The sequence below is a fragment of the Streptomyces sp. NPDC088812 genome, from assembly GCF_044750285.1.
Classification (GTDB): Bacteria; Actinomycetota; Actinomycetes; order Streptomycetales; family Streptomycetaceae; genus Streptomyces.
This window is the reverse complement of sequence record NZ_JBIVJP010000006.1, coordinates 320,605-344,225: the sequence shown is the minus strand read 5'-3', so window position 1 is coordinate 344,225 and position 23,621 is coordinate 320,605. Positions and strand designations below refer to the sequence as shown.

Annotated in this window: 18 protein-coding genes and 1 pseudogene; 8 read left to right on the top strand and 11 right to left on the bottom strand. The window is 72.3% G+C overall.

Annotated elements, in window-relative coordinates:
* Window positions 1-218 precede the first annotated feature (218 nt).
* Window positions 219-2,288: a serine/threonine-protein kinase gene (locus ACIP67_RS13830; protein ID WP_401691591.1), complete on the bottom strand. Its 2,070-nt coding sequence runs from the start codon at window positions 2,286-2,288 to the stop codon at window positions 219-221.
* 356 nt (window positions 2,289-2,644) lie between these two features.
* On the opposite strand from ACIP67_RS13830, the gene ACIP67_RS13825 reads away from it, so the two are divergent.
* On the top strand, window positions 2,645-3,655 hold the full coding sequence (locus ACIP67_RS13825) for a serine hydrolase domain-containing protein (protein ID WP_401691589.1): 1,011 nt from the start codon (window positions 2,645-2,647) through the stop codon (window positions 3,653-3,655).
* A gap of 253 nt (window positions 3,656-3,908) precedes the next feature.
* Here the strand turns inward: ACIP67_RS13825 and ACIP67_RS13820 are convergent, their stop codons facing one another.
* On the bottom strand, window positions 3,909-5,615 hold the full coding sequence (locus ACIP67_RS13820) for a glycerol-3-phosphate dehydrogenase/oxidase (RefSeq protein ID WP_401691489.1): 1,707 nt from the start codon (window positions 5,613-5,615) through the stop codon (window positions 3,909-3,911).
* Window positions 5,616-5,909: 294 nt separating this feature from the next.
* Between ACIP67_RS13820 and ACIP67_RS13815 the strand changes: the two genes are divergently transcribed.
* Window positions 5,910-7,121 carry a nucleotide sugar dehydrogenase gene (locus tag ACIP67_RS13815; RefSeq protein ID WP_401691487.1) on the top strand — a complete coding sequence of 404 codons (1,212 nt, stop codon included), beginning with the start codon at window positions 5,910-5,912 and terminating at the stop codon, window positions 7,119-7,121.
* Between the two features lie 562 nt (window positions 7,122-7,683).
* Here the strand turns inward: ACIP67_RS13815 and ACIP67_RS13810 are convergent.
* From ACIP67_RS13810 to ACIP67_RS13795, 4 genes and pseudogenes are all read right to left on the bottom strand, one after another.
* Window positions 7,684-8,715: pseudogene (locus tag ACIP67_RS13810) on the bottom strand (GuaB3 family IMP dehydrogenase-related protein); the annotation flags it as partial.
* A 125-nt stretch (window positions 8,716-8,840) separates the two neighbouring features.
* On the bottom strand, window positions 8,841-10,349 hold the full coding sequence (gene guaB / locus ACIP67_RS13805) for an IMP dehydrogenase (RefSeq protein ID WP_389513388.1): 1,509 nt from the start codon (window positions 10,347-10,349) through the stop codon (window positions 8,841-8,843).
* Between the two features lie 188 nt (window positions 10,350-10,537).
* Complete coding sequence (locus ACIP67_RS13800) at window positions 10,538-11,125, bottom strand: sigma-70 family RNA polymerase sigma factor (protein WP_385079369.1); 588 nt, start codon at window positions 11,123-11,125, stop codon at window positions 10,538-10,540.
* Between the two features lie 947 nt (window positions 11,126-12,072).
* Window positions 12,073-12,684, bottom strand: a complete 612-nt coding sequence (locus ACIP67_RS13795; protein ID WP_003948568.1) for a response regulator transcription factor — start codon at window positions 12,682-12,684, stop codon at window positions 12,073-12,075.
* A gap of 379 nt (window positions 12,685-13,063) precedes the next feature.
* On the opposite strand from ACIP67_RS13795, the gene ACIP67_RS13790 reads away from it, so the two are divergent.
* Window positions 13,064-13,390, top strand: coding sequence for a WhiB family transcriptional regulator (locus ACIP67_RS13790; protein WP_385079366.1), 327 nt, complete (start codon window positions 13,064-13,066; stop codon window positions 13,388-13,390).
* A 239-nt stretch (window positions 13,391-13,629) separates the two neighbouring features.
* On the opposite strand, the gene ACIP67_RS13785 is transcribed toward ACIP67_RS13790, so the two are convergent.
* Window positions 13,630-14,538, bottom strand: coding sequence for a LysR family transcriptional regulator (locus ACIP67_RS13785; protein WP_401691484.1), 909 nt, complete (start codon window positions 14,536-14,538; stop codon window positions 13,630-13,632).
* Between the two features lie 92 nt (window positions 14,539-14,630).
* Here ACIP67_RS13785 and ACIP67_RS13780 point away from each other — a divergent pair, with 92 nt between their 5' ends.
* The 3 genes from ACIP67_RS13780 (at window position 14,631) to ACIP67_RS13770 (ending at window position 17,468) form a co-directional block, all read left to right on the top strand.
* The gene (locus ACIP67_RS13780; RefSeq protein ID WP_401691482.1) at window positions 14,631-15,299 is read left to right on the top strand and encodes an MOSC domain-containing protein; all 669 of its coding nucleotides are present in this window, start codon (window positions 14,631-14,633) and stop codon (window positions 15,297-15,299) included.
* Window positions 15,300-15,905: 606 nt separating this feature from the next.
* A complete protein-coding gene (locus ACIP67_RS13775) occupies window positions 15,906-16,679 on the top strand; it encodes an SDR family NAD(P)-dependent oxidoreductase (RefSeq protein ID WP_389513377.1) in 774 nt (257 codons plus the stop codon).
* Between the two features lie 99 nt (window positions 16,680-16,778).
* Window positions 16,779-17,468, top strand: coding sequence for an ester cyclase (locus ACIP67_RS13770; protein WP_401691479.1), 690 nt, complete (start codon window positions 16,779-16,781; stop codon window positions 17,466-17,468).
* A gap of 208 nt (window positions 17,469-17,676) precedes the next feature.
* Here the strand turns inward: ACIP67_RS13770 and groL are convergent, their stop codons facing one another.
* Together groL and groES are read right to left on the bottom strand one after the other, a co-directional pair.
* Window positions 17,677-19,302 carry a chaperonin GroEL gene (gene groL / locus ACIP67_RS13765; protein WP_389513373.1) on the bottom strand — a complete coding sequence of 542 codons (1,626 nt, stop codon included), beginning with the start codon at window positions 19,300-19,302 and terminating at the stop codon, window positions 17,677-17,679.
* A gap of 122 nt (window positions 19,303-19,424) precedes the next feature.
* Complete coding sequence (gene groES / locus ACIP67_RS13760) at window positions 19,425-19,733, bottom strand: co-chaperone GroES (RefSeq protein ID WP_385066786.1); 309 nt, start codon at window positions 19,731-19,733, stop codon at window positions 19,425-19,427.
* A gap of 404 nt (window positions 19,734-20,137) precedes the next feature.
* Here groES and ACIP67_RS13755 point away from each other — a divergent pair, with 404 nt between their 5' ends.
* Window positions 20,138-20,404 carry a hypothetical protein gene (locus ACIP67_RS13755; RefSeq protein ID WP_401691477.1) on the top strand — a complete coding sequence of 89 codons (267 nt, stop codon included), beginning with the start codon at window positions 20,138-20,140 and terminating at the stop codon, window positions 20,402-20,404.
* Window positions 20,405-20,444: 40 nt separating this feature from the next.
* Here ACIP67_RS13755 and ACIP67_RS13750 read toward each other — a convergent pair whose 3' ends face one another.
* Complete coding sequence (locus ACIP67_RS13750) at window positions 20,445-21,263, bottom strand: polysaccharide deacetylase family protein (RefSeq protein WP_401691475.1); 819 nt, start codon at window positions 21,261-21,263, stop codon at window positions 20,445-20,447.
* Window positions 21,260-22,150, bottom strand: coding sequence for a polysaccharide deacetylase family protein (locus ACIP67_RS13745; protein WP_401691473.1), 891 nt, complete (start codon window positions 22,148-22,150; stop codon window positions 21,260-21,262). Before ACIP67_RS13745 ends, ACIP67_RS13750 begins: the two co-directional genes overlap by 4 nt.
* Before the next feature lie 156 nt (window positions 22,151-22,306).
* Between ACIP67_RS13745 and ACIP67_RS13740 the strand changes: the two genes are divergently transcribed.
* Window positions 22,307-23,503 carry a methyltransferase domain-containing protein gene (locus ACIP67_RS13740; RefSeq protein WP_401691471.1) on the top strand — a complete coding sequence of 399 codons (1,197 nt, stop codon included), beginning with the start codon at window positions 22,307-22,309 and terminating at the stop codon, window positions 23,501-23,503.
* Window positions 23,504-23,621: the final 118 nt, after the last annotated feature.

The following is a 23,621-nucleotide window of genomic DNA, read 5'->3' as shown; positions in this document are numbered from 1 at the left end:
TGCCTCCCCCGGCCACCCGGTCGGTCGATTCCGTACGCTCAGCGGTCCGTTACGCGCAGTGCCGGTCGTTTCCGGCCGGACAGCTGGATGCGTACGGTTCGCAAGCATTCACGATACGTGCCGGAGACGACCGGCAGAGAGAGGATGCGAGATCTCACGGCCCGAACGCGCGGGTCCGGGGACGCCGCCCGTACGGCCCGCCCGGAGGACCGCCGTACCTACTTCTTCGGCTCGAACGTCTCCGTCAGCGTCTTCCACGTGCTCTCCCGCAGGTCGCTGTCCCACGCGGCGGCCTTCGCCGTGTACATCAGGGCATACCCCTGGCTGTCGTTCACGACGAATCCGCGGTCGATGGTGCGGTAAGTGGTCCCGCTGTCCACGGAGGTGAACTCCCAGTCGGCCGTGTTCCAGCCGCGGTAGCTCACTTTCTGTATGCGGATCTTCTTGTACTGGGAGCGCGTCATGGACTTCTCCTGGTTCTCCCAGTCCGCGACGGGGTCGTCCTTGGGCGTGGTCGTCCAGGCGACGAGGAGCTTCTGGCCGTCGGGCCCGTTGAACCGGTCCCCGGCGGAGTCCGAAGTCCGGTACTTCCAGCCGGTGGGCAGCCCGATGGAGTACCCCTGCTTCCCCGAGTACGTCGTCACCGCCGTGCTGCTCTCGGTGGCCGAGACGTCGGCCCCGGAACCGCCGGCGGTGGATGCGGCGGTACCCGGCGTGGTGCCGCTGCCGGACGCGGAGCCGGACGGCGCGGACTGCGACGCGTCCCCGTCCGTACGGGTTCCGCCGGACTCGTCGTCCTTGGTGTCCGCGCTCGCGCTCTCACTGGCGACGGTCGTCGTACCGCCGCCCTGTGCGCCGTCGGCCTTGTCGTCGTCCCCGCCGAGCGTGAGCGCCAGCACCGTGCCGAGCACCGCGAGCACCACCACGACGGCGATGATCACCAGCGTCCGCTTCGGCACCACGTCGGTGAGCGGCGCCCTGGGCACCGGCCGCGGCGGCAGATCCGGCGGGGTCATCACCGGCCATCCCGAACTCCGGCCGCCCGGTCCGGCGTCCGCGCCGCGAGCGCCCTGAGCGCTCGCTGCCCGGCTGCCGTTCACCCCGGCCGTGGAGCCGGACACCGGGACGGACGCGGACGCCGCCGTGGTGCTCCTCGCCGTCGCCGGGGCCGCGGACGAGGCGGCCGCGGGGGCACCGGCGCCCACACCGCCCCTCACCGCCTCCCCCGTACCCACGGATTGCGAAGCGGCCGTGCCGTTGGCCGACTTGGCACGGGCGGCGGCCGAAGTGGCGGCGCCCGCCGCGACGGCGGCCCTGCGCACGGACCGCAGGGCCCCGCGCAGCTTGTCGGCCGCTTCCCCGGCCCCGGCACCGTCCGGCGGGACCGGCAGCGGGACGAGCTTCGTCGCGTCCGCGGGCTCGGCCTCCCCGGGCTCGGGCGCGCGGATCACCGCGTTGAGCATCCGGCGCGCGCCGGCGTCGTCGAGCCGCCGCTCGGGATCCTTGGTGAGCAGGCCGTAGATGACGTCCTTCAGCGGACCCGCGTTCTTCGGCTCCTCCAGCGACTCGGTCATCACCGCGGTGAGCGTCGCGATCGCGGAACCCTTGTCGTACGGGGGCGTTCCCTCGACCGCCGCGTACAGCAGACCGCCGAGCGACCACAGGTCGGCCGCCGGGCCCGGCTTATGACCGCGGGCCCGCTCCGGGGAGATGTAGGAGGGCGCGCCGACGAGCATGCCGGTGGAGGTGATGGACGGGTCGCCCTCGACCTGGGCGATGCCGAAGTCCGTGAGCACGACCCGGCCGTCCTCGGCGATCAGCACGTTCGACGGTTTCACGTCGCGGTGCAGGATCCCCTCGCGGTGGGCCGACCGCAGCACGTCGAGGATCGCGAGCCCGACCTCCGCCGCCCGCTTCGGTTCGAGCACGCCGTCCTCGCGGATGACCTCGGCGAGCGACTTGCCCTCGACGAGCTCCATCACGATCCACGGCCGGTCGTCCTCGTCGACCACGTCGAAGACCGTCACCGCGCTGTTGTTGCGGATCCGCGCGATGGCCTTGGCCTCGCGCAGCGTCCGCGTGATCAGCCGGCGCTTCTCCTCCTCGTCGATGTTCGACGGGAACCGCAGCTCCTTGACGGCGACCGTGCGTCCGAGGGTCTCGTCCTCTGCGCGCCACACCGTACCCATGCCGCCGCGGCCGAGTACGTCTCCCAGCCGGTACCGCCCGGCGAGGAGACGTGCGCTCTTGTCCTGACGGGATGTCCCCGCCCGCTCCGCCTCCGACATGCGTCCCCTCATGCAACCCGCCCTGACAGAGCCTCCATTGTCCCTCACCCGACAAGTGCCCGACGCCCAGGGTGCCCCTCACCGCGCCGAGAGACCGGCGCATTCCGGCCAGAAGGTGCGACATACTCCGGCCAGGCCCCCGAACACGCCTGCCGCCGGCCCGCGCCGAACACCGGCCGGGGCGGGCCCGGCCCGGCCGGACGGGAGGCCGGAAGCGCCCGCTCCGGATGACGGGGACCCGGTGAGGTGTCCGCCCGGGAGCCCTGGATGATGGGCGCGAGCAAGGGCTGTGAAGCGCGCCGAAGGAGGACGAGGCCCCCGTGACACCTCCGCTGCGGCGTCTGCCGGCCGTGCCCATGGCCCTGGTGCTCTTCGCCCTGACCACGGCCGGTTCCCTCGCCTCCGCTCCTCCGCCCACGGATCCCCTCCTCCCTCAGCTGCTGACCCGGGGCAAGGTTCCGGCCGCGGCCCTGCTGGCCCTCGAGGGCGCCGACACCCGCTACGCCGAGGCCGGCCCCGGCATCGCCCGCTCCGACCACTTCCGGGCCGGCAGCATCACCAAGACGTTCATCGCCACCGTCGTCCTCCAACTGGCCTCCGAGAGCCGGCTGTCGCTGTCCGACCCGGTGGAGCGGTACCTGCCCGGCCTGGTGCGGGGAGCCGGCAACGACGGGCGCGCGCTGACCCTGCGTTCCCTGCTCACCCACACCAGCGGCCTGTACGACTACATCCGGGACACCGAGGCCGCCGTCCCCGTCACCGCTGTCCAAGCCGTCCGTATCGCGCTCACCCACCCTCCGGCCGACCGCGGCCGCTTCGCCTACTCCAACACCAACTACGTCCTGCTCGGCCTGGTCGTCGAACAGGTCACCGGCCGTTCGTACGCCGCGGAGGCCGAGCGGCGCATCATCGGCCCGCTGGATCTCGACGGCACCTCCTTCCCCGGTTCCCGCACCTCACTGCCCTCCCCGCACGGCCGCGCCTACGACACGGACGGGGCCGACGTCACCGAACTCGACCCGCGGACGGCCGGAGCCGCGGGCGAGCTGGTGACGACCCTCACCGACCTGGACCGCTTCTACGCGGCCCTGCTGGGCGGCGACCTGCTCACTCCGCGCTGGCTGCGCGAGATGCTCGACACCCGCACCGCACACGGCTCGTACGGCATGGGCCTGTTCCCCGCGACGCTTCCGTGCGGCGTGACCGTGTGGGGGCACAACGGCCGCATATCCGGCAGCTACGTGCGCACCGCGGCCACCGTCGACGGCCGGCATGTCCTCACCTTCCGCGTGAACACGACGGCGCTGGCGGACCCCGACCTCGAACCGGCCCTGCTCGCCGCCGAGTTCTGCCCTCGCACCTCATAGAACGAGCCGGTTCCGAACAAGGATCCCGACCCGCGACACCCGTTCGGGTGAAACGGCCGGACGGGTCCGCACCCAGGGGCCCGGCAGGGGATCCGGCCAGGGAGGCCTGGTCAGGGAGACCTGGTCAGCGAGGCCTGGTCAGGGAGGCCTGGTCAGGCCGGACCTCGCCCGACCAGGCGTGATCACCCCTGACCAGGCCAGGGAGGCCTGGTCAGGTCCGGTCGGACCGGGCGCCCCCTGACCGGCCCGATGCCTACAACGGCACGATGTCCGGCGCCCCCAGCCGCGCCGCGTCCGCCGTCAGGTCGTCGGGCTGCCGCTGCGACTCCCGTTCGGCCTCCACCCGCTTCTCGTAGTGCCGGACCTCGCGCTCGATCTGGTCCTTGTCCCAGCCGAGGACCGGCGCCATCAGTCCGGCCGTCTCACGGGCGCTGAGCGTGCCCCGGTCGAAGGTCTCGATGGAGATCCGGGTGCGCCGGGTGAGCACGTCGTCCAGGTGCCGCGCCCCTTCGTGCGAGGCGGCGTAGACGATCTCGGCGCGCAGGTAGTCGTCGGCGGCCTGGAGCGGATCCCCCAGGGAGGGGTCCCCGGCGATGAGGTCGAGGAGTTCCTCCGCCAGCGTGCCGTACCGGTTCAGCAGATGCTCGACCCGCACCACGTGCAGGCCGGTCCGCTCGGCGATGCGCGCCCGCGCGTTCCACAGCGCCCGGTAGCCCTCCGCGCCCAGCAGCGGCACGTCCTCGGTGACGCATTCGGCGACGCGCAGGTCGAGTCCGTGCACGGCCTCGTCGACGGCGTCCTTGGCCATCACCCGGTACGTCGTGTACTTGCCGCCGGCCACGACGACGAGCCCCGGCACCGGGTGGGCGACGGTGTGCTCGCGGGACAGCTTGCTGGTGGCGTCCGACTCGCCCGCGAGCAGCGGCCGCAGACCGGCGTAGACGCCCTCGACGTCATCACGGGTGAGCGGCACCGCGAGGACGGAGTTCACGTGCTCCAGCAGGTAGTCGATGTCCGCGCTGGAGGCGGCCGGGTGGGCCTTGTCGAGGTCCCAGTCGGTGTCGGTGGTGCCGATGATCCAGTGCCGCCCCCAGGGGATGACGAACAGCACGGACTTCTCGGTGCGCAGGATCAGCCCGGTCGAGGAGTGGATGCGGTCCTTGGGCACGACGAGGTGGATGCCCTTGGAGGCGCGGACGTGGAACTGCCCCCGCTCCCCCACCATCGCCTGGGTGTCGTCGGTCCACACGCCCGTGGCGTTGACGACCTGCCGGGCGCGGATCTCGTACTCCCCGCCGCCTTCGACGTCCCGCACCCGGGCCCCCACGACCCGTTCGCCCTCGCGCAGGAAACCCGTCACCCGCGCGCGGTTGGCCGCCTTCGCGCCGTACGCCGCCGCCGTGCGCACCAGCACGGCGACGAAGCGGGCGTCGTCCATCTGGGCGTCGTAGTACTGCAACGCGCCGACCAGCGCGTCCCTCTTCAGGGCCGGGGCGACGCGCAGGGCGTGACCCCGGGTCAGGTGACGGTGCGCGGGCAGGCCTCGGCCGTGGCCTCGGGCCAGGGACATCGCGTCGTAGAGCGCGACGCCCGACCCGGCGTACAGGCGCTCCCAGCCCTTGTGCTGGAGCGGGTACAGGAAGGGAACCGGCTTGACCAGGTGCGGGGCCAGCCGCTCCAGCAGCAGGCCGCGCTCCTTCAGCGCCTCGCGGACGAGGGCGAAATCGAGCATCTCCAGGTAGCGCAGGCCGCCGTGTATCAGTTTGCTGGACCGGCTCGACGTGCCCGATGCCCAGTCGCGGGCTTCGACGAGGCCCGTGGACAGGCCGCGCGTGACGGCGTCCAGCGCGGTGCCCGCACCGACCACGCCGCCTCCGACGACCAGGACGTCCAGTTCACGCTCGGCCATGGCCGCCAGTGACTCGGCTCGCTGTACCGGCCCCAGTGCCGCTGTCCTCACCGCTGCCTCCCACTGTCGGTCACGTCGGCCGCACCGCTCAGGGCGAGGCCCGGTCCGTACCCCCCTGCCCAAATTCTGACCGTGTTGCGCCACTCCAGCCACCACTCGCCCCCAGCCTGTGGACAACACTCGGGGAACCCGTGCGGGCGCGCGGGACAACTCGATGGATCAACACAGCCGGTCAATCCCGCATAACGGTCATATTTACTCCTAGTGTGACATTGAGCTCGCCTGTCCTGTCCACAGGGCTTGCGCGCCTGTCCCGCTTCGGTTATTGGGAAGGACGCCCACGCCATGCCCGCAGATCTCGCCGTCATCGGACTCGGACCGCTCGGCCTGCCCCTGGCCCAGGCCGCCGTGGCCGCCGGCATCCCCACGCTCGGCTACCGCACCGGCCCCGAGGCGGGCTCGCTCAGCCCCGCCGAACTGCGCCGGATGCTCTCGGGGGGTTTCCGGCCCGCCAGCAACCCCGCCGAGCTGGGCCGGGTGCGCACCGCCGTCATCTGCGCGCCCACCCCCCGCGACGCGGACGGCGGACTCGACCTGAGCCAGGTGGAGGCGGCCGCCCGCACCCTCGCCGGGCACCTGCGTCCGCACACCACCGTGATCCTGGAGTCGGCCGTGTACCCCGGGACCACGGAGGAATTCCTGCGCCCGCTCCTGGAAGTCACGTCCGGCCTGCGCGCCGGACGTGACTTCCACCTGGCGTACTCCCCCAGCCGGGTCGCCCCCGGCAGCCGCGACTTCACCCCCGCCACCACACCGAAGGTCATCGGCGGCCTCACCCCCGCCTGCACCGAGTCCGCCGCCGCCTTCTACGGCCGCCTCACGGACAAGGTGGTCCGCGCGCGCGGCCTGCGGGAGGCCGAGACCGTGCACCTGCTGGAGACCAACTTCCGCCACGTCAACATGGCCCTCGTCAACGAGATGGCCGTCCTCTGTCACGACCTGGGCGTCGACCTGTGGGACGTCATCCGCTGCGCCGAGACCAAGCCCTTCGGCTTCCAGGCCTTCCGCCCCGGCCCGGGCGTCGGCGGCCACTCCGTCCCCCTCGACCGCACCGGCCACCCCGACGGCCGCACCCTGCGCATGGTCGAACTCGCCCAGCAGGTCAACAACCGCATGCCCCGCTACGTCGTCCAGCGCGCCGCCGCCCTCCTCAACGAGCACGGCAAGTCCGCCCGCGGCGCCCGGATCCTCCTCCTCGGCGTCACCTACAAGCCCGACCTCGCCGACCTCCAGGGCACCCCCGCGCGCGAGATCGCGCTCCGCCTCACGGAGCTCGGCGCCGCGGTCAGCTACCACGACCCCCACGTACCGTCCTGGAGCGTCCTGGACCGCCCGGTCCCCCGCGCCGAATCCCTCTACGAGGCCGCCGCCGACGCCGACCTCACGATCCTGCTCCAGCAGCACCGCACCTACGACCTCCAGGGCCTGTCGGTGAAGGCCCAGCTGCTGCTGGACACGCGGGGGGCGACGCCCACGGGGGCGGCGCACCGGTTGTGAAGCGGGGCGCGCGGGACGTCGGCTGACTCCGGGGTCGGTGGCGTGGGCCGGGGCACGCCGGTACCGTACGAAGCGGGTGGAGCCCACCGCAGCGGCCACTGCGGCAGGCTCCTGGATGGATCACGGAGCGTCCGCCCCTACTGTGTTTGGGGGCGGCCGCTCACCATCCGAAAACAGGTGGAGCCCACCGCAGGGGCCACTGCGGCAGGCTCCTGGATGGATCACGGAGTGTCCGCCCCTAGTTGGTGTGGGGGCGGCCGCTCACCATCCGAAGATGCGCAAGATCCACCTCCTCCGGCACTTCACCGTCCACAGACGGAGTCGGTCCCAGCGGGTGGGCTTGCGGTGGCGTCCCATGGGCGCCCCCTTCCACGACGCCGCCCAGTGGCCCGGTGGACGACACGTACGGAATCGGGCCGGGCCCCGAGGGCGGGGTCCGGACCATGTCCTTGGAAGGGGGCACCCCACACAACTGGGGCGCCGACCAGGACGCTACCGTCCGCGACCCCCTGACCAGCCGATTCCACCGCCGAAGGCAACCGCGCGCCCCCACGCCACACCACGCGCCCCCGGCCCCGTCCCGCCCCCGTACACACGACGAGGGGCCGGTGAGGACCTCCTCGACGGTGCCGACCGTGCCGAGGTCGACCTTCTTGCCGCGCGGCAGTTCCTCGTTGACGGCCTCCATGCCCCAGTGGTGGCCGCGGCCCGGCGCGTCGGTCGCGCGGGCGAGCGGGGAGCCCATCATCACCGCGTCCGCGCCACAGGCGATCGCCTTGGGCAGGTCGCCGGACCAGCCGACGCCACCGTCCGCGATCACGTGCACGTACCGGCCGCCGGACTCGTCCATGTAGTCGCGGCGGGCGGCCGCCACGTCCGCCACGGCCGTGGCCATGGGCACCTGGATGCCGAGGACGTTGCGCGTGGTGTGCGCGGCGCCGCCGCCGAACCCGACGAGGACACCGGCCGCGCCGGTGCGCATGAGGTGCAGGGCCGCCGTGTAGGTGGCGCAGCCGCCGACGATCACCGGGACGTCGAGCTCGTAGATGAACTGCTTCAGGTTCAGCGGCTCGTGCGCCCCCGACACGTGCTCCGCCGACACGGTCGTGCCGCGGATGACGAAGATGTCCACGCCGGCGTCCACGACCGCCTTGGAGAACTGCGCCGTGCGCTGCGGGGACAGCGCGGCCGCGGTGACCACGCCCGAGTCGCGCACCTCCTTGATACGCCGGCCGATCAGCTCCTCCTGGATGGGAGCGGCGTAGATCTCCTGGAGCCGGCGCGTCGCGGTCTCCGCGTCCAGTCCGACGATCTCGTCCAGCAGCGGCTGCGGGTCCTCGTACCGCGTCCACAGGCCTTCGAGGTTCAGCACGCCGAGGCCGCCGAGCTCACCGATGCGGATCGCGGTGGCCGGGGAGACGACCGAGTCCATGGGAGCGGCCAGGAACGGCAGCTCGAAGCGGTAGGCGTCGATCTGCCAGGCGATCGAGACCTCCTTCGGGTCCCGCGTACGGCGGCTGGGGACGACGGCGATGTCGTCGAAGGCGTACGCCCGGCGGCCGCGCTTGCCGCGCCCGATCTCGATCTCAGTCACGTCTGTGGCCTTTCCCTGATGCGTTTCAGCGTTGTCCAGTATCGCCGACGGGTACGACAAGGGCGGCCCCGGAGTTCCGGAGCCGCCCCTGTGCGGTCCTCACGCGCGCGTGGGGGCCACTTCGGTCACCTCTTGGCGCTGTAGTTCGGCGCCTCGACCGTCATCTGGATGTCGTGCGGGTGGCTCTCCTTCAGACCCGCCGAGGTGATCCGGACGAACCGGCCGTTCGCCTGGAGGTCCGGCACGGTCCGGCCGCCGACGTAGAACATCGACTGGCGCAGGCCGCCGACCAGCTGGTGGACGACGGAGGACAGCGGGCCACGGTAGGGCACCTGACCCTCGATGCCCTCGGGGATCAGCTGCTCGTCGGAGGCGACGCCCTCCTGGAAGTAGCGGTCCTTGGAGAACGAGCGGCGGTCGCCGCGGGTCTGCATGGCGCCGAGGGAGCCCATGCCGCGGTACGACTTGAACTGCTTGCCGTTGATGAAGAGCAGCTCGCCGGGGGACTCCTCGCAGCCCGCGAGGAGCGAGCCCAGCATCACGGTGTCGGCGCCCGCGACGAGGGCCTTGGCGATGTCACCGGAGTACTGGAGGCCGCCGTCGCCGATGACCGGGATGCCGGCCTCCTTGGCGGCGAGCGAGGCCTCGTAGATGGCGGTGACCTGGGGGACGCCGATGCCGGCGACCACCCGGGTCGTACAGATGGAGCCGGGGCCGACGCCGACCTTGATGCCGTCGGCGCCCGCGTCGACGAGGGCCTTGGCGCCGTCACGGGTGGCGATGTTGCCGCCGATGACGTCGACGCCGGAGGAGTTCGACTTGATCTTGGCGATCATGTCGCCGACCAGGCGGGAGTGGCCGTGCGCGGTGTCGACGACGATGAAGTCGACGCCCGCCTCGATCAGCGCCTGGGCGCGTTCGAAGGCGTCACCGGCCACGCCGACCGCGGCACCGACCAGGAGGCGGCCCTCGGCGTCCTTGGCGGCGCGCGGGTACTTCTCGGCCTTGACGAAGTCCTTGACCGTGATCAGACCCTTGAGGACGCCCTCGTCGTCGACCAGCGGAAGCTTCTCGATCTTGTGCTTGCGCAGCAGCTCCATGGCGTCCGTGCCGGAGATGCCGACCTTGCCGGTGACCAGCGGCATCGGCGTCATGACCTCGCGCACCCGGCGCGTGCGGTCGTTCTCGAAGGCCATGTCGCGGTTGGTGACGATGCCGAGGAGCTTGCCGGCGCCGTCGGTGACGGGGACGCCGCTGATGCGGAACTTGGCGCACAGCGCGTCGGCCTCGGCGAGCGTGGCGTCCGGGTGGATGGTGATCGGGTTGGCCACCATGCCGGACTCGGAGCGCTTGACGAGGTCGACCTGGTTGGCCTGGTCCTCGATGGAGAGGTTGCGGTGCAGAACACCGACGCCACCCTGGCGGGCCATCGCGATCGCCATGCGCGACTCGGTGACCTTGTCCATGGCGGCGGACAGGAGCGGGATGTTGACCCGCACGTTCTTGGAGACGTACGAGGCGGTGTCGATCTCGTCGGGAGCCATGTCCGACGGGCCCGGCAGCAGCAGCACGTCGTCGTAGGTCAGCCCGAGGGTCGCGAATTTGTCGGGCACTCCGTCGACGTTGGCAGTCATGACACCTTCCCCAAATGGCCTTGCTCGGTGCGGATGTCCATGCTAACGGGAAGCGCACCTCCCGCATTCCACGATTCCACGGCCTACGACGACCCCGAGCTTCGTATGTTCGTACGACGCCCTCGTGGCGCCTGGTGTTCCGAGGCGCCCCTGGCCAGGGGAGTTCTGCTGTGCCCTCGGCCGGGGGACTACTGCTCCGCGAGCGCCCGCAGTCTGCTCAGCGCGCGGTGCTGGGCCACCCGGACGGCCCCGGGTGACATTCCCAACATCTGACCGGTCTCCTCGGCCGTGAGGCCCACCGCGATGCGCAGCAGGAGCAGCTCCCGCTGGTTCTCCGGCAGGTTGGCCAGCAGTTTCTTGGCCCATTCGGCGTCGCTGCTGAGCAGGGCCCGCTCTTCCGGCCCCAGGGAGTCGTCCGGCCGCTCGGGCATCTCGTCGGACGGGACCGCCGTCGAGCCGGGGTGGCGCATCGCCGCGCGCTGGAGGTCGGCGACCTTGTGGGCGGCGATGGCGAAGACGAAGGCCTCGAAGGGACGGCCGGTGTCCTTGTAGCGCGGCAGGGCCAGCAGGACGGCCACGCAGACCTCCTGGGCGAGGTCCTCCACGAAGTGGCGCGCGTCGCCGGGCAGCCGGGACAGCCGGGTGCGGCAGTAGCGCAGCGCCAGGGGGTGGACGTGGGCGAGCAGGTCGTGGGTTGCCTGCTCGTCTCCGTCGACGGCGCGATGCACGAGAGCGCCGATCGCCCCTTGGGCACGGACCGCCTCGTCATCGCGCATCGGTCCATGGTGCCCTGCGGCCTTACGGTCCGCGGCACCACGTCCGTCGTTGTGCACCGAAGCGTTATGAGCAGGTGCGCCGGAACTCATCCCTTGCGCCCTCCCCTTCCGCTCGACCGACTCGTCCCCGAGGAACTCCACACCTCAAGGATGCGGCATCCGCGGCGAAACGAGCAGCGGGCACCCGGCGAAGCGCTGTGCGACGCCCGTCCACCAGCCTGTCCGCCGCTCCGCGTACCGGTTCTCCCGCCGGTCCGGGCGCCTGATCCTCCGCCGCCGGTCCGCGCGCCCGAAGCTCCACCACCGGCCCCCGCGCCCGACCCTCCACCACCGGCCCCCGCGCCCGACCCTCCGCCGCCGGCCCCCGCGCCCGACCCTCCGCCGCCGGTCCGTGTGACGGATCGGCCGCCGTCCGACGGGCGAGGGTGTCCCGCGCGCCGCGACCGGAGGCGCCGCGTACGGAAGTCCGGCGACCGGAAGCGCCGCGGCCGAAAGCGCGGCGGCCGAAAGCGCGGCGTACGGAAGTGCGGCGTACGGAAGTGCGGCCTGCGGGAGCGCGGTCTGCGGGAGCGCGGTGAACGGAAGCGCCACGGGCGGTGTCGACGGCGCGGGCACACGGTCGGCGGGACGCGTCCTGGGTCCCGCCGCCCGCGTCGGCGGCGCATGGCCATGGGGGCAGCGCCCGGGCCGGTGCGGTGGGGGGTGCCGGGGAGGTGGAGCGCGCCCGTCGTGCCGTCGCTTCAGTCGCCCTGGCCGCCCAGCCCGCTCCGGCCGCCCTGGCCACGGAAGTCGTCCCGGTCACTACGGTCGCCCCGGACCCGTCCGTCTCTGCGCGCCCCCTCCGCTCGAACAGGTTCGCGTCGAACAGGGTCGCGCGGAGGCATCGACGGTGCCCCACGCCCGTCGTCGGCGGCGGCACCGGCCGGCTCCGGAGGGGGCCGGCCGGGTCAGCGGACCAGTCCCCAGCGGAAGCCGAGCGCCACGGCGTGCGCGCGGTCGGAGGCACCGAGCTTCTTGAACAGCCGGCGGGCGTGGGTCTTGACGGTGTCCTCGGAGAGGAACAGCTCGCGGCCGATCTCGGCGTTGGAGCGGCCGTGGCTCATGCCCTCCAGGACCTGGATCTCACGCGCCGTGAGCGTGGGCGCGGCACCCATCTCGGCGGAGCGCAGCCGGCGCGGGGCGAGCCGCCAGGTCGGGTCGGCGAGGGCTTGGGTGACGGTCGCGCGCAGTTCGGCGCGCGAGGCGTCCTTGTGCAGGTAGCCGCGGGCACCGGCGGCGACCGCGAGCGCGACGCCGTCGAGGTCCTCGGCGACGGTCAGCATGATGATGCGCGCGCCGGGGTCGGCGGACAGCAGCCGACGTACGGTCTCCACGCCTCCCAGTCCGGGCATGCGCACGTCCATCAGAATCAGGTCCGAGCGGTCGGCGCCCCAGCGGCGGAGGACTTCCTCGCCGTTGGCCGCCGTCGTCACGCGCTCGACGCCGGGCACGGTCGCGACCGCGCGGCGGAGCGCCTCTCGGGCAAGCGGGGAGTCGTCGCAGACGAGGACGGAAGTCATGGCCGCCCTCCGCAGCTGATGCGCGTCACCTTGTGCCTCCAGGCTGGTACGAATCGTCACCTGTGCGGTCGACCGTCTCGGACGCCTGCCCGAGCGTTGGGGTTTTCAACCGCCTCCGCACTCTCAACGACGGTCACTCGAAAGAGTTACGGGGCTGCGTGCATTCTTCGGCACTCTACGTGAGGGGGCGGACACGGCGGAGGCAGCCGCGCGGACCCTCAAGCTTTCATCACAACCGATGCCCCGTTTAGCCCTATTTCTTCCCATTTACTGGTGTCTGAGGCTAGATTCGCAATGAGTCATATTTTCATCTCCTTAGATCGTAGTTGTACGGTCGTGGGCACCGTATCCGCTCGAAACGGCTACAAGGGGTCACACAATGGCAGATTTCTCCCGCCTTCCCGGACCGAACGCGGACCTGTGGGACTGGCAGCTCCTGGCTGCCTGCCGCGGGGTGGACAGTTCGCTCTTCTTCCATCCGGAGGGCGAACGCGGGGCGGCGCGGAGCGCTCGCGAGAACTCGGCCAAGGAGGTCTGCATGAGGTGCCCGGTCCGCGCCCAGTGCGCGGCACACGCCCTGGCGGTGAGAGAGCCGTACGGCGTGTGGGGCGGGCTGACCGAGGACGAACGCGAGGAGCTCATGGGCCGGGCGCGCCACCGCCTGGTGTCGGCGTCGACGGGTGGTGACACCGCCCAGAACAGCTGAAGGAACGTTTCTGCACGCGTCGGGGGGCTGGGTCCACGCGTGCCTGCATCCGTTGTCCCACCGCCGCCGGCGGCACCCGAGACCGCTCCCGCGCCTAAGTTCGCCTCCGCGCCTGGGGGCCATGGGGGGCCTCTCGCGTCTTCCTGACCACCGCCCCGCCCTGTGACCGCCGCCCGTCCCTGTGACCGCTACCGCCCCGAGACCGCTACCGCCCCGAGACCGCTATCGCTCCGAGACCGCTACCGCCCCTGTCCCCGCGCGGCCGCCCGGCCCAACTGCTCCAGCGTCGCCGCCACCGCCGGCACCTGCGCCAGATCGGGGAGCGTGAGGGCGACGATCTCCCGCCGTACCACCGGTTCCAGCGTCACCGCGCGCGCCCCACGGGGCCGTACGGACTCGATCGCGAGCTGTGGCAGGACGGCGACGCCGAGGCCCGCGCCCACCAGACCGGCCACCGCCGGGTAGTCGTCCGTGGCGAAGTCGATACGGGGAGTGAAGCCGGCCCCCTCGCAGACCTCCACCAGCTGGCCCCGGCAGCGCGGGCAGCCGGCGATCCACGGCTCCCCGGCGAGTTCGCCGATGTCGAGGGACCCGGCGTCGGCGAGCCGGTGGCGTTCCGGGAGGAGGGCGACGAGCCGGTCCGTCAGCAGCGGGCGGACGACCAGGTCCGCCCACTCCTCGGCGCCCGGCGCGTCCTCGTAGCGGAAGGCGAGGGCGACGTCGCAGTCGCCGGCGCGCAGCTTGTCGACGGACTCGGGCGGCTCGGCTTCCTCCAGGGAGACGCGGGTGCCGGGGTGCGCGGCGCGCAGGGCGGCGAGGGCGGTCGGGACGAGGGTGGAGCTGCCGCTGGGGAAGGAGACGAGACGGACCCGGCCGGCCCGCAGTCCGGCGATGGCGGCGACCTCCTCCTCGGCGGCGGTGAGCCCCGCGAGGATGCCGGCGGCGTGCCGTACGAGAGCCTGACCGGCCTGGGTCAGACGCATTTCGCGGCCCCTGCGCACCAGCAGGGGCGTGCCGACGGACGCCTCCAGGGCCTTCATCTGCTGGCTGACGGCGGGCTGTGTGCAGCCCAGCTCGCGTCCCGCCGCGGAGAAGGAGCCGGTGGCGGCCACGGCGCGCAGCACACGGAGGTGACGGGCCTCGATCACCCTTTCAGGATACCCGCACGCATAAGGGTGCCTTGGGTATCGCGGTGGATAACGCGTCGACACTTTGACGGTGGCTCGCTTACCGTGCGGCCATGAGGCTTCTGTCCGTGAATCTGTGCCCGCCGGCGCGCGTGACGTCCACGGATCACGCGGGGGGCGTCACCGGCATCGACAAGCGGCCGGTGGAGGGGCCGGTGCGGGTGGCGGCGCCCGGGCCGAACGGTGCGGCGGGCAGCGGGCTCGCGGGGGACGCGGTGTGCAACTGGCAACATCACGGCGGGGACGACCAGGCGGTGTACGCCGTCGCCCGCGAGGACCTCGACGACTGGGAGCGCGAGCTGGGGCGCACCCTGGCAAACGGCGCGTTCGGCGAGAACCTCACCCTCACCGGTCTGGACGTCTCCGGCGCGAGGATCGGCGAGCGCTGGCGCGTCGGCTCCGAGGTGGTGCTGGAGGTGACCTCCGGGCGCATTCCCTGCCTCACCTTCCAGCGGCACATGGGTGAGCGGGGCTGGGTGAAGCGGTTCACGCAGAAGGCCGCGACGGGGGCGTACCTGCGGGTGATCGTGCCGGGCGAGATCCGCGCGGGGGACGCCGTCGAGATCGTCCACCTGCCGGAGCACGCGGTGACGGCCCGCATGCAGTTCCAGGCCGTCACCACGCACCGGGAACTGCTGCCGCGCCTGCTGGCCGCGGGCGAGGCCCTGCACTCCGAGACGCTGACGGCGGCCCGGAAGTACGTCGCCGAACACGGCGCCTGAGCCGTCGCCACCGGACGTGCGCGGGGGCGCCACCTGCCCTGCGTGCCGTCGCCACCGGGCGTACCCGCGGGCGCCACCTGCCCTGCGTGCCGTCGCCACCGGGCGTACCCGTGGGCGTCACCCGGCCTGCGTGCCGTCGCCACCGGGTCCGGGTGCGAGCGCCACCCGGAGTACATGTCGCCGCGGCCCGACGGACGCGCCGTAGTCACCGGGCGTACCCGTAACGTCACCCGGTCTGCGCGCGGACGTCACCGGGTCCGGGTGCGGGCGCCACCCGGAGCACATGCCGCCGCCACGCGGAGTACATGCCGCCGCGGCCCGGCGTACGTGCCGTCGCCACCGGGCGTACCCGTGGGCGTCACCCGGCCTGCGCGCGGGCGTCACCCGGTGGACGCACGGGCTTCACCGGGGAAGGGGCGCGAGTGTCGTCGGGGACGGGGCGCGGATGTCGTCGGGGATGGGGCGCGGGTGTCACCGGCGCGCACGGGCCCGCCGCCGGGGCGCGCGCACGGGGCGCCGGCAGGGGGCGTGCGCACGGGGCCTTCACCTTCGGGAGGCGCCGTGCAGAGAGCGGAGTGTGCCGGTCCGGGTCACTACCCTTCTGCCATGACAACGGCTCTGATCACAGGTTCGACCGCGGGCATCGGCGCCGCGTTCGCGCGACGGCTGGCGGCGGACGGGCACGACCTCGTGCTCGTCGCCCGGGACACCGGGCGGCTGCGCGAGCAGGCGACCGAGTTGCACGACCGGCACGGCATCGAGGCGGAGGTACTCACCGCCGACCTGGCCGAGGACAAGGGCATCGAGGTGGTGGCCGACCGGCTCGGCGACCGCAGGAACCCCGTCGACCTGCTCGTCAACAACGCGGGCTTCGGCAACAAGGGCCGCTATCTCGACGTACCGATGGCCGACGAGCTGAGGATGCTCAAGGTGCACTGCGAGGCGGTGCTGCGGCTGACCTCGGCGGCGACCACGGCGATGCGGGAGCGCGGGCGCGGGGGCGTCGTCAACGTCGCCTCGGTGGCCGCCTTCCTCCCCCGCGGCACGTACGGCGCGTCCAAGGCGTGGGTCGTGCAGTTCACGCAGGGTGCCGCCAAGGACCTGGCCGGCAGCGGGGTGCGGCTCATGGCGCTGTGCCCGGGCTTCGTACGGACCGAGTTCCACGAGCGCGCCGGGATGGGGACGGACAACATCCCGAACTGGATGTGGCTGGACGCGGACAAGCTGGTGACGGCGGCGCTGCACGACCTGGCGCGCGGCAAGTCGGTGTCGATCCCGGACCCGCGGTACAAGGCGCTGATGGGCTTGGTGAAGGTGGTCCCGAGGGGCCTGCTCGGCGGGGTCAGCTCGCGGACCGGGCGCAAGTACGGCCCCCAGTAGGGAGCGGGGCCGGCCGCCGGTGGCGGCCGGGTGACGTCGGCGCTCCGGTGGGAAAATGGGCGTGACACAACCGGACCCAGGGGGGCCGGAGGCGGCGTCATGACGTTCGTACAGCTCATCGACTGCAGGACGAGCCGGTTCGACGAGATGAACCGGCTGCTGGACACATGGGTCGAGCAGACCAAGGGGAAGCGGACCGCGACGCACGCGCTGGTCGCCAAGGACCGCTCGGACGCGTCGCACCTCATCGAGATCGTGGAGTTCCCGTCGTACGAGGAGGCGATGCGGAACTCGAACCTCCCGGAGACCGACCGGATCTTCCAGGACATGGTGGCCCTGTGCGACGAGATGCCCACCTTCACCGATCTCGAGGTGGTGCGGGACGAGCAGCTCAACCGGAAGGTCGCGCGGGAGTACTTCGAGGACCTCGGCCGGACCCCCGTCGACCGCCTGCTGGAGCGGCTCACGGACGACTACGTCGATCACGACCCCGCCAATCCGCAGGACACCGGGCTGCGGGCGGCGCGCGAGGAGGTCCTCGGCTGGCGGCGGGCCTTCGACTTCTCGATGCGGGTCGACGGCCAGACGGCCGAGGACGACACGGTGTGCACGCGCTGGACGTTCACCGGCCGCCACAAGGGCGACTTCCTGGGCATCCCGGCCACCGGGCAGGAGGTCGCCATGACCGGCATGACCTGGCACCGCTTCCGGGGCGGGATGATCTGCGAGGCGTGGTGGCAGTACGACCGGGCGGGTCTGCTGGAGCAGTTGGGGGTACTCGGGCGGTAGCCCGCGAGGTTCCACCGGGGCTCCGTACCCGACTGACCGGGTACGGGGCCCTCGTCCGCGTCGCCCGGCCGGCTGAGCAAGGTGCTCGGCCGGTTGCGCCCGGAGCCGAGTGCGTGGCGGCGACGCGAAGGCCCGGCGCCCTCGAAAGGGACGCCGGGCCTCGGTGCTGACGTGTGTCAGTGCTGACGTGTGTCAGTGCTGACGTGTGTCAGTGGGAGTGGCCGTGGCCGTGGCCCGCGGCGGCCGGCTCTTCCTCTTCCTTCTTCTCGACGACCAGGGTCTCGGTCGTGAGGAGGAGGGAGGCGATGGAGGCGGCGTTCTCCAGGGCGGAGCGGGTGACCTTGACCGGGTCGATGACGCCGGCCTTGACCAGGTCGCCGTACTCGCCGGTGGCGGCGTTGTAGCCGTTGCCCTTCTCCAGCTCGGCGACCTTGGAGACGATGACGTAGCCCTCGAGGCCGGCGTTCTCGGCGATCCAGCGCAGCGGCTCGACGGCGGCGCGGCGGACGACGGAGACGCCGGTGGCCTCGTCGCCGGTCTTGTCGAGGTTGCCCTCGAGGACCTTGACGGCGTGGACCAGCGCGGAGCCACCACCGGAGACGATGCCCTCCTCGACCGCGGCACGGGTCGCGGAGATGGCGTCCTCCAGACGGTGCTTCTTCTCCTTCAGCTCCACCTCGGTGGCGGCGCCGACCTTGATCACGCACACGCCGCCGGCCAGCTTCGCGAGGCGCTCCTGGAGCTTCTCGCGGTCCCAGTCGGAGTCCGTGTTCTCGATCTCGGCCTTGATCTGGGCGACGCGGCCCGTGACGTCCTCGGCGTTGCCGGCACCGTCGACGACCGTGGTGTCGTCCTTGGTGACGGTGACGCGGCGGGCGGAGCCGAGCACGTCGACGCCGACCTGGTCGAGCTTGAGGCCGACCTCCTCGGAGATGACGGTGGCGCCGGTGAGGACCGCCAGGTCCTGCAGCATCGCCTTGCGGCGGTCACCGAAGCCCGGGGCCTTGACCGCGACCGCGTTGAAGGTGCCGCGGATCTTGTTCACGACCAGGGTCGACAGGGCCTCGCCCTCGACGTCCTCCGCGATGATCAGCAGCGGCCGGGAGGAGTTGGTCTGGATGACCTTCTCCAGCAGCGGCAGCAGGTCGGCGATGGAGGAGATCTTGCCCTGGTTGATGAGGATGTACGGGTCCTCCAGGACGGCCTCCATGCGCTCCTGGTCCGTCACGAAGTACGGCGACAGGTAGCCCTTGTCGAAGGCCATGCCCTCGGTGAAGTCCAGCTCCAGACCGAAGGTGTTGGACTCCTCGACGGTGATGACACCGTCCTTGCCGACCTTGTCCATGGCCTCGGCGATGAGCTCGCCGACCTGCTGGTCCTGGGCGGACAGCGCGGCCACGGCGGCGATGTCGGACTTCTCGTCGATCGGGCGGGCCGAGGCGAGCAGGTCGTCGGAGACGGCCTTGACCGCGGCGTCGATGCCCTTCTTCAGCAGCGCGGGGGAGGCGCCGGCGGCGACGTTCTTCAGGCCCTCGCGCACCAGCGCCTGGGCGAGCACGGTGGCGGTGGTCGTACCGTCACCCGCGATGTCGTTGGTCTTGGTCGCCACCTCCTTCACCAGCTGCGCGCCGAGGTTCTCGTACGGGTCCTCGATCTCGACCTCGCGGGCGATCGTGACACCGTCGTTGGTGATGGTGGGGGCACCGAACTTCTTGTCGATGACGACGTTGCGGCCCTTGGGGCCGATCGTCACCTTGACCGTGTCGGCCAGCTTGTTGACGCCGCGCTCGAGGGCGCGACGGGCGTCCTCGTCGAACTTCAGGATCTTCGCCATGACAGCGGGAGCCCTCTCGGAAATCTGTGGGTGAGAAAGACACTGCGCCCCGGGCGCCCGGCTTCTCAAGTGGTCGCGGGGGCCAGGGGCGCAGCTTCAAGCATCAAATGTGCTCGGGTGAACTACTTCTCGATGATCGCGAGGACGTCGCGAGCCGAGAGGACGAGGTACTCCTCGCCGTTGTACTTCACCTCGGTGCCGCCGTACTTGCTGTACAGGACGACGTCGCCGACCTGGACGTCGAGCGGCAGGCGCTCGCCGTTCTCGAAGCGGCCCGGGCCCACGGCGAGGACGGCGCCCTCCTGGGGCTTCTCCTTCGCGGTGTCCGGGATGACCAGGCCAGAGGCCGTGGTCTGCTCGGCGTCGAGCGGCTGGACCACGATGCGGTCCTCGAGCGGCTTGATGGCAACCTTGGAGCTGGCGGTCGTCACGATCCGACCTCCCCCTTCGGAGATCTCACGGGGTTAACTGTCTGAGGTGGCGACCAGGTCGATCCGTCGTCGCGGGTGCCGGACCTGCCCGTCGCTTTGTTGGCACTCTCCTGGGGGGAGTGCCAGAGCTGAGACTATGACCGCGATTAGCACTCGGTCAAGCGGAGTGCCAATCCGGCGGGGCGCGGCGCGACTTTCGGTGGCGTGAGCGTCCCCGGCGGCCGGTGCCGGACCGCCGCTGCCGGCCGGTGCCGGACCCCTTGGCCTTCCGGTGCCGGACCCCGCTGCCGACGGGTACCGGACCCCGCTGCCGGCCTGAACGGGCCTCGTTCTCGATTGCCGATCACCGGGCCTCGTTCTCGATTGCCGATCGCCGGACGGGCCGCATCTCGTACCGTTCCGCCATGAGTCCCCGTTCCTCCGTCTCCGCCGGCTGCTGCCTGGCGGCGCTTCTGGTGCCGGTGGAGGTCGCCTGCGGGTATCTGATCGCCGTGATCCTGGTGATGAGCGGGCGTCCGACGGCCCTGCTGGTCCACCTCGGCGTGGCCGGGGTGGCCGCGCTCGGCAGCGCCGTCGTGCTGTACCGGAAGGGGTATCCCGTCACCGGGGCGGCGCAGGCGGTGGTGGGAGGGGTGTTGCTGGTGCTCGCCGCGCAGGTGTGGACCCGCTGAACTCCCCCGGCGTCACCGGTAGTCCGTCACACATAGTCCGTCACCCGTAGTCCTCCAGCCGCGCCACCGTCAGACCCTGTTCCTGGATCCGGCGCAGCAGGCGGGTCGTGCGCTCGCGCAGGGTCGGGCCCAGGGACTCGTCCGGGTCCACGGCGATGATGTCGCCGGGACGGAGGCGGTGGGTGCCGCGGGTGTAGGTGAGGTCGGCGGGGCCCATGGCGGCGCGCCAGAGGACGACCGCCGTGATGCCGCAGTCCGCCGCGGCGCGCAGGGTCGTGGTGTCGTACGTGCCGTAGGGCGGGCGGAACAGGCGGGGGCGGACGCCGAAGCGGGCGTGGAGCTTCTCCTGCTGGCCGCAGATCTCGGCGCGCTGGCCGGTGTACGGCAGGCCGCGCAGGGCGGCGTGGTCGAGGGTGTGGTTCTGCAGGCCCGCGCCGACGGCGCGGAGGCGGGCGAAGTGCCCGTAGCCGGGGCCGACCACGCTGTCCGTGAGGAACATGGTGACCGGGAGGCGCAGGTCGCGGACCATGTCGACGAAGCGGGGGTCGCGTTCGGCACCGTCGTCGTAGGTGAGGAAGACGACCCTGTCGCGGGTCGGGACGTGGTCGACGACCGGCGGGAGGGCCGTACCGCCGGGGCTGCCGGACAGGGGCCCGGAAGGGCGGGACGGGCGGGTGGGGGCGGGGGCCAGGGGGGCCGTCAGGCCCCAGCGGCGGTGGGGCGGTCCGGCGTCCGGGCCGTGCGGGCGGACCCGTTCCGCCGCCTTCTTGCCCAGCCGTTCGATCGGGTCGACGGACTGGGCGCAGCCGGTCAGGGTCGCCAGGATCAGCAGTACGGCCAGCAGCCCCCGCGTTCTCACAGGTAGTCCTCCAGGCGTGCCACCGCGTATCCCTTCTCCGTGACCTTGTTCAGGAACCGGCGGATCATGTCGGGCATGGTGCCCTTCCAGTCGTCCCGGCCGCGGAAGTGGCTCAGGACGATGTCGCCGGGGTGGAGGTCGCGGTCCCACTCGCGGTACTCCCAGCGGTCGACGAAGACCTCCTCGCTCCAGAGTGGTACGTACCGCACGCCGCAGGTCTTCGCGGCACGCAGGGTGGCCCGGTTGTAGTTCCCGAACGGCGGCCGGAAGAGGGCGGGGCGCTCGCCGTAGTGCTCCTCGATCACGTCCTGCATGCCGCAGATCTCCTGCTTCTGGCGCTTGTACGACAGGCTCGGCAGGTAGAGGTGGTGGAGGGTGTGGTTGTTCAGGCCGACCCCCGCGGCCTTCATCCTTTCGAAGTAGGCGTAGTCCTCCTTGACCAGGTAGTCGCTGAGGAAGGCGGTGTACGGGATCCGGAGCTCGGCCATCATGCGCAGGAACGCCGGGTCCTTCTCGGCGCCGTCGTCGAGGGTGAGGAAGACGACCTTGTCCTTGGTGGGGACGCGGGTGAAGACCGGCGGCAGCCCGAGGTCCTCGTGGCCCTTGACCTCGAAGCCGTCGCGGGTGGTGATGTGCGGCTTCCGGGCGGGGGGCGCGGGCGCGGTCAGGGGGACCTTGCGCAGGCCCCAGCGCTCCGCCGCGGCGGTCCGGGCCGCGTGGTCGGCGCGCAGCTTGTCGGCGTAGGCGTGCAGGGCGCCCTCCGGCGGTGCCTGTCCGGCCTCCTGGCCGGCGGCGGGACGGCTTCCGGCGGTGCCCGAGCCGCCCTGAGCGCAGCCCGAGGCGATGGCGGTCAGGGCGAGGACGGCGATGCCGCCCCGGATCCTCATGCGCCGCACCGCCCCTTTATCGTCTTGTTTATCGTTTTGTACGACTGATCCCATGGCGCCGGATCCTCGCAGCCCCGGCCCGCCGCCCCCGCCCGACACCCCGTCCGACCCCGCGGGCGGACGCGCACCGTCCACCGACTGGCCCACAATGAGCCGGTGAACGACCTCGCCCCCCTCCTCACCCCCGAGGGCCGCGCCCTCCTCGACGCCGTACGCGACACCGCCCCCGCGGACGAACTCGCCGTCGCCACCCGGCTGCGCCGCGACCACCCCGCCGCACTCGTCTCGGCCGCCCTCGGGCAGGCGCGGCTGCGGCAGCGGGCGGTGGCGAAGTTCGGGGCGCGGGACGCCGAGCGGATGTTCTTCACGCCCAACGGGGTCGAGCAGTCCACACGCGCCCCGGTCGCCGCCCACCGCGCGGGGCGCCTGCGCGAACTGGGCGTCACCTCCGTCGCCGACCTGTGCTGCGGGATCGGCGGCGACGCCGTCGCGCTCGCCCGCGCCGGGATCCGGGTCCTCGCCGTGGACCGCGACCCGCTGACCGCGGCGGTCGCCCGGGAGAACGCCGCGGCCCTGGGGCTGAGCGATCTGATCGAGGTGCGGGAGGCCGACGTCACGGACGTCGACACGGCCGGGTACGACGCCGTGTTCGTGGACCCCGCGCGGCGCGGGGGGCGTGGGCGCGTCTTCGACCCCGAGGCGTACTCACCGCCCCTGTCCTGGGCCGTCTCGGCCGCCCTGCGGGCACCGCACGCCGCGCTGAAGGTCGCCCCCGGCATCCCGCACGAGGCGGTACCCGACGGGGCGGAGGCCGAGTGGATCTCGGACGGCGGGGACGTGAAGGAGGCGGTGCTGTGGTTCGGGACCACGCCGGGCGCCGTCCGCGCCACCCTGCTGCCCGGCCCGCGCACGCTCCTCGGCACCGGGCTGCCCGACCCCGGCGTCCGCCCCGTCGGCCGTTTCCTCTACGAGCCCGACGGCGCCGTCATCCGGGCGCACCTGGTGGCCGAGGTGGCCCGGGAGGTGGACGGCGGCCTGATCGACGCGACCATCGCCTACGTCACCGCCGACGAGGCGCGGCCCACTCCGTACGCCACCGCCTACGAGATCACCGACCGGCTGCCCTTCAACGTCAAGAAGCTGAAGGCGCTGCTGCGGGAGCGGGGGGTGGGGATCCTGACGGTGAAGAAGCGCGGGTCGGCGGTGGAGCCGGAGGAACTGCGGAAGAAGGTGAAGCCGCAGGGGCCGAACGCGGCGACGGTGTTCCTGACGCGGGTCGCGGGGGCGCCGACGATGCTGATCGGGCGGCCGGTCGGGGGCGCGGGTGCCGCCGGGGGCGGTTCCGGCTCCTGACCGCGCCGGCCGGTCGGTCGCCGAAGGCGGTGACGTGCCCCCGGGCCGGGGACGCCGGAACCGGGCACGGGGTGCGTGGTTCCGTGCGCTGCGGTGCCGCGGACGCCGGAACCGGGCA

Excerpts from the sequence above, each read along its gene's own strand:
- ACIP67_RS13800 (WP_385079369.1), bottom strand. The coding sequence starts at position 11,125 with ATGCGCGATGACGAGGCGGTCCGTGCCCAAGGGGCGATCGGCGCTCTC.
- guaB (WP_389513388.1), bottom strand. The coding sequence starts at position 10,349 with ATGACTGCCAACGTCGACGGAGTGCCCGACAAATTCGCGACCCTCGGG.
- ACIP67_RS13755 (WP_401691477.1), top strand. The coding sequence starts at position 20,138 with ATGAGTCCCCGTTCCTCCGTCTCCGCCGGCTGCTGCCTGGCGGCGCTT.
- ACIP67_RS13770 (WP_401691479.1), top strand. The coding sequence starts at position 16,779 with ATGACGTTCGTACAGCTCATCGACTGCAGGACGAGCCGGTTCGACGAG.
- ACIP67_RS13775 (WP_389513377.1), top strand. The coding sequence starts at position 15,906 with ATGACAACGGCTCTGATCACAGGTTCGACCGCGGGCATCGGCGCCGCG.
- ACIP67_RS13795 (WP_003948568.1), bottom strand. The coding sequence starts at position 12,684 with ATGACTTCCGTCCTCGTCTGCGACGACTCCCCGCTTGCCCGAGAGGCG.
- ACIP67_RS13815 (WP_401691487.1), top strand. The coding sequence starts at position 5,910 with ATGCCCGCAGATCTCGCCGTCATCGGACTCGGACCGCTCGGCCTGCCC.
- ACIP67_RS13780 (WP_401691482.1), top strand. The coding sequence starts at position 14,631 with ATGAGGCTTCTGTCCGTGAATCTGTGCCCGCCGGCGCGCGTGACGTCC.
- ACIP67_RS13790 (WP_385079366.1), top strand. The coding sequence starts at position 13,064 with ATGGCAGATTTCTCCCGCCTTCCCGGACCGAACGCGGACCTGTGGGAC.
- ACIP67_RS13745 (WP_401691473.1), bottom strand. The coding sequence starts at position 22,150 with ATGAGGATCCGGGGCGGCATCGCCGTCCTCGCCCTGACCGCCATCGCC.
- ACIP67_RS13830 (WP_401691591.1), bottom strand. The coding sequence starts at position 2,288 with ATGTCGGAGGCGGAGCGGGCGGGGACATCCCGTCAGGACAAGAGCGCA.
- ACIP67_RS13825 (WP_401691589.1), top strand. The coding sequence starts at position 2,645 with ATGGCCCTGGTGCTCTTCGCCCTGACCACGGCCGGTTCCCTCGCCTCC.
- groL (WP_389513373.1), bottom strand. The coding sequence starts at position 19,302 with ATGGCGAAGATCCTGAAGTTCGACGAGGACGCCCGTCGCGCCCTCGAG.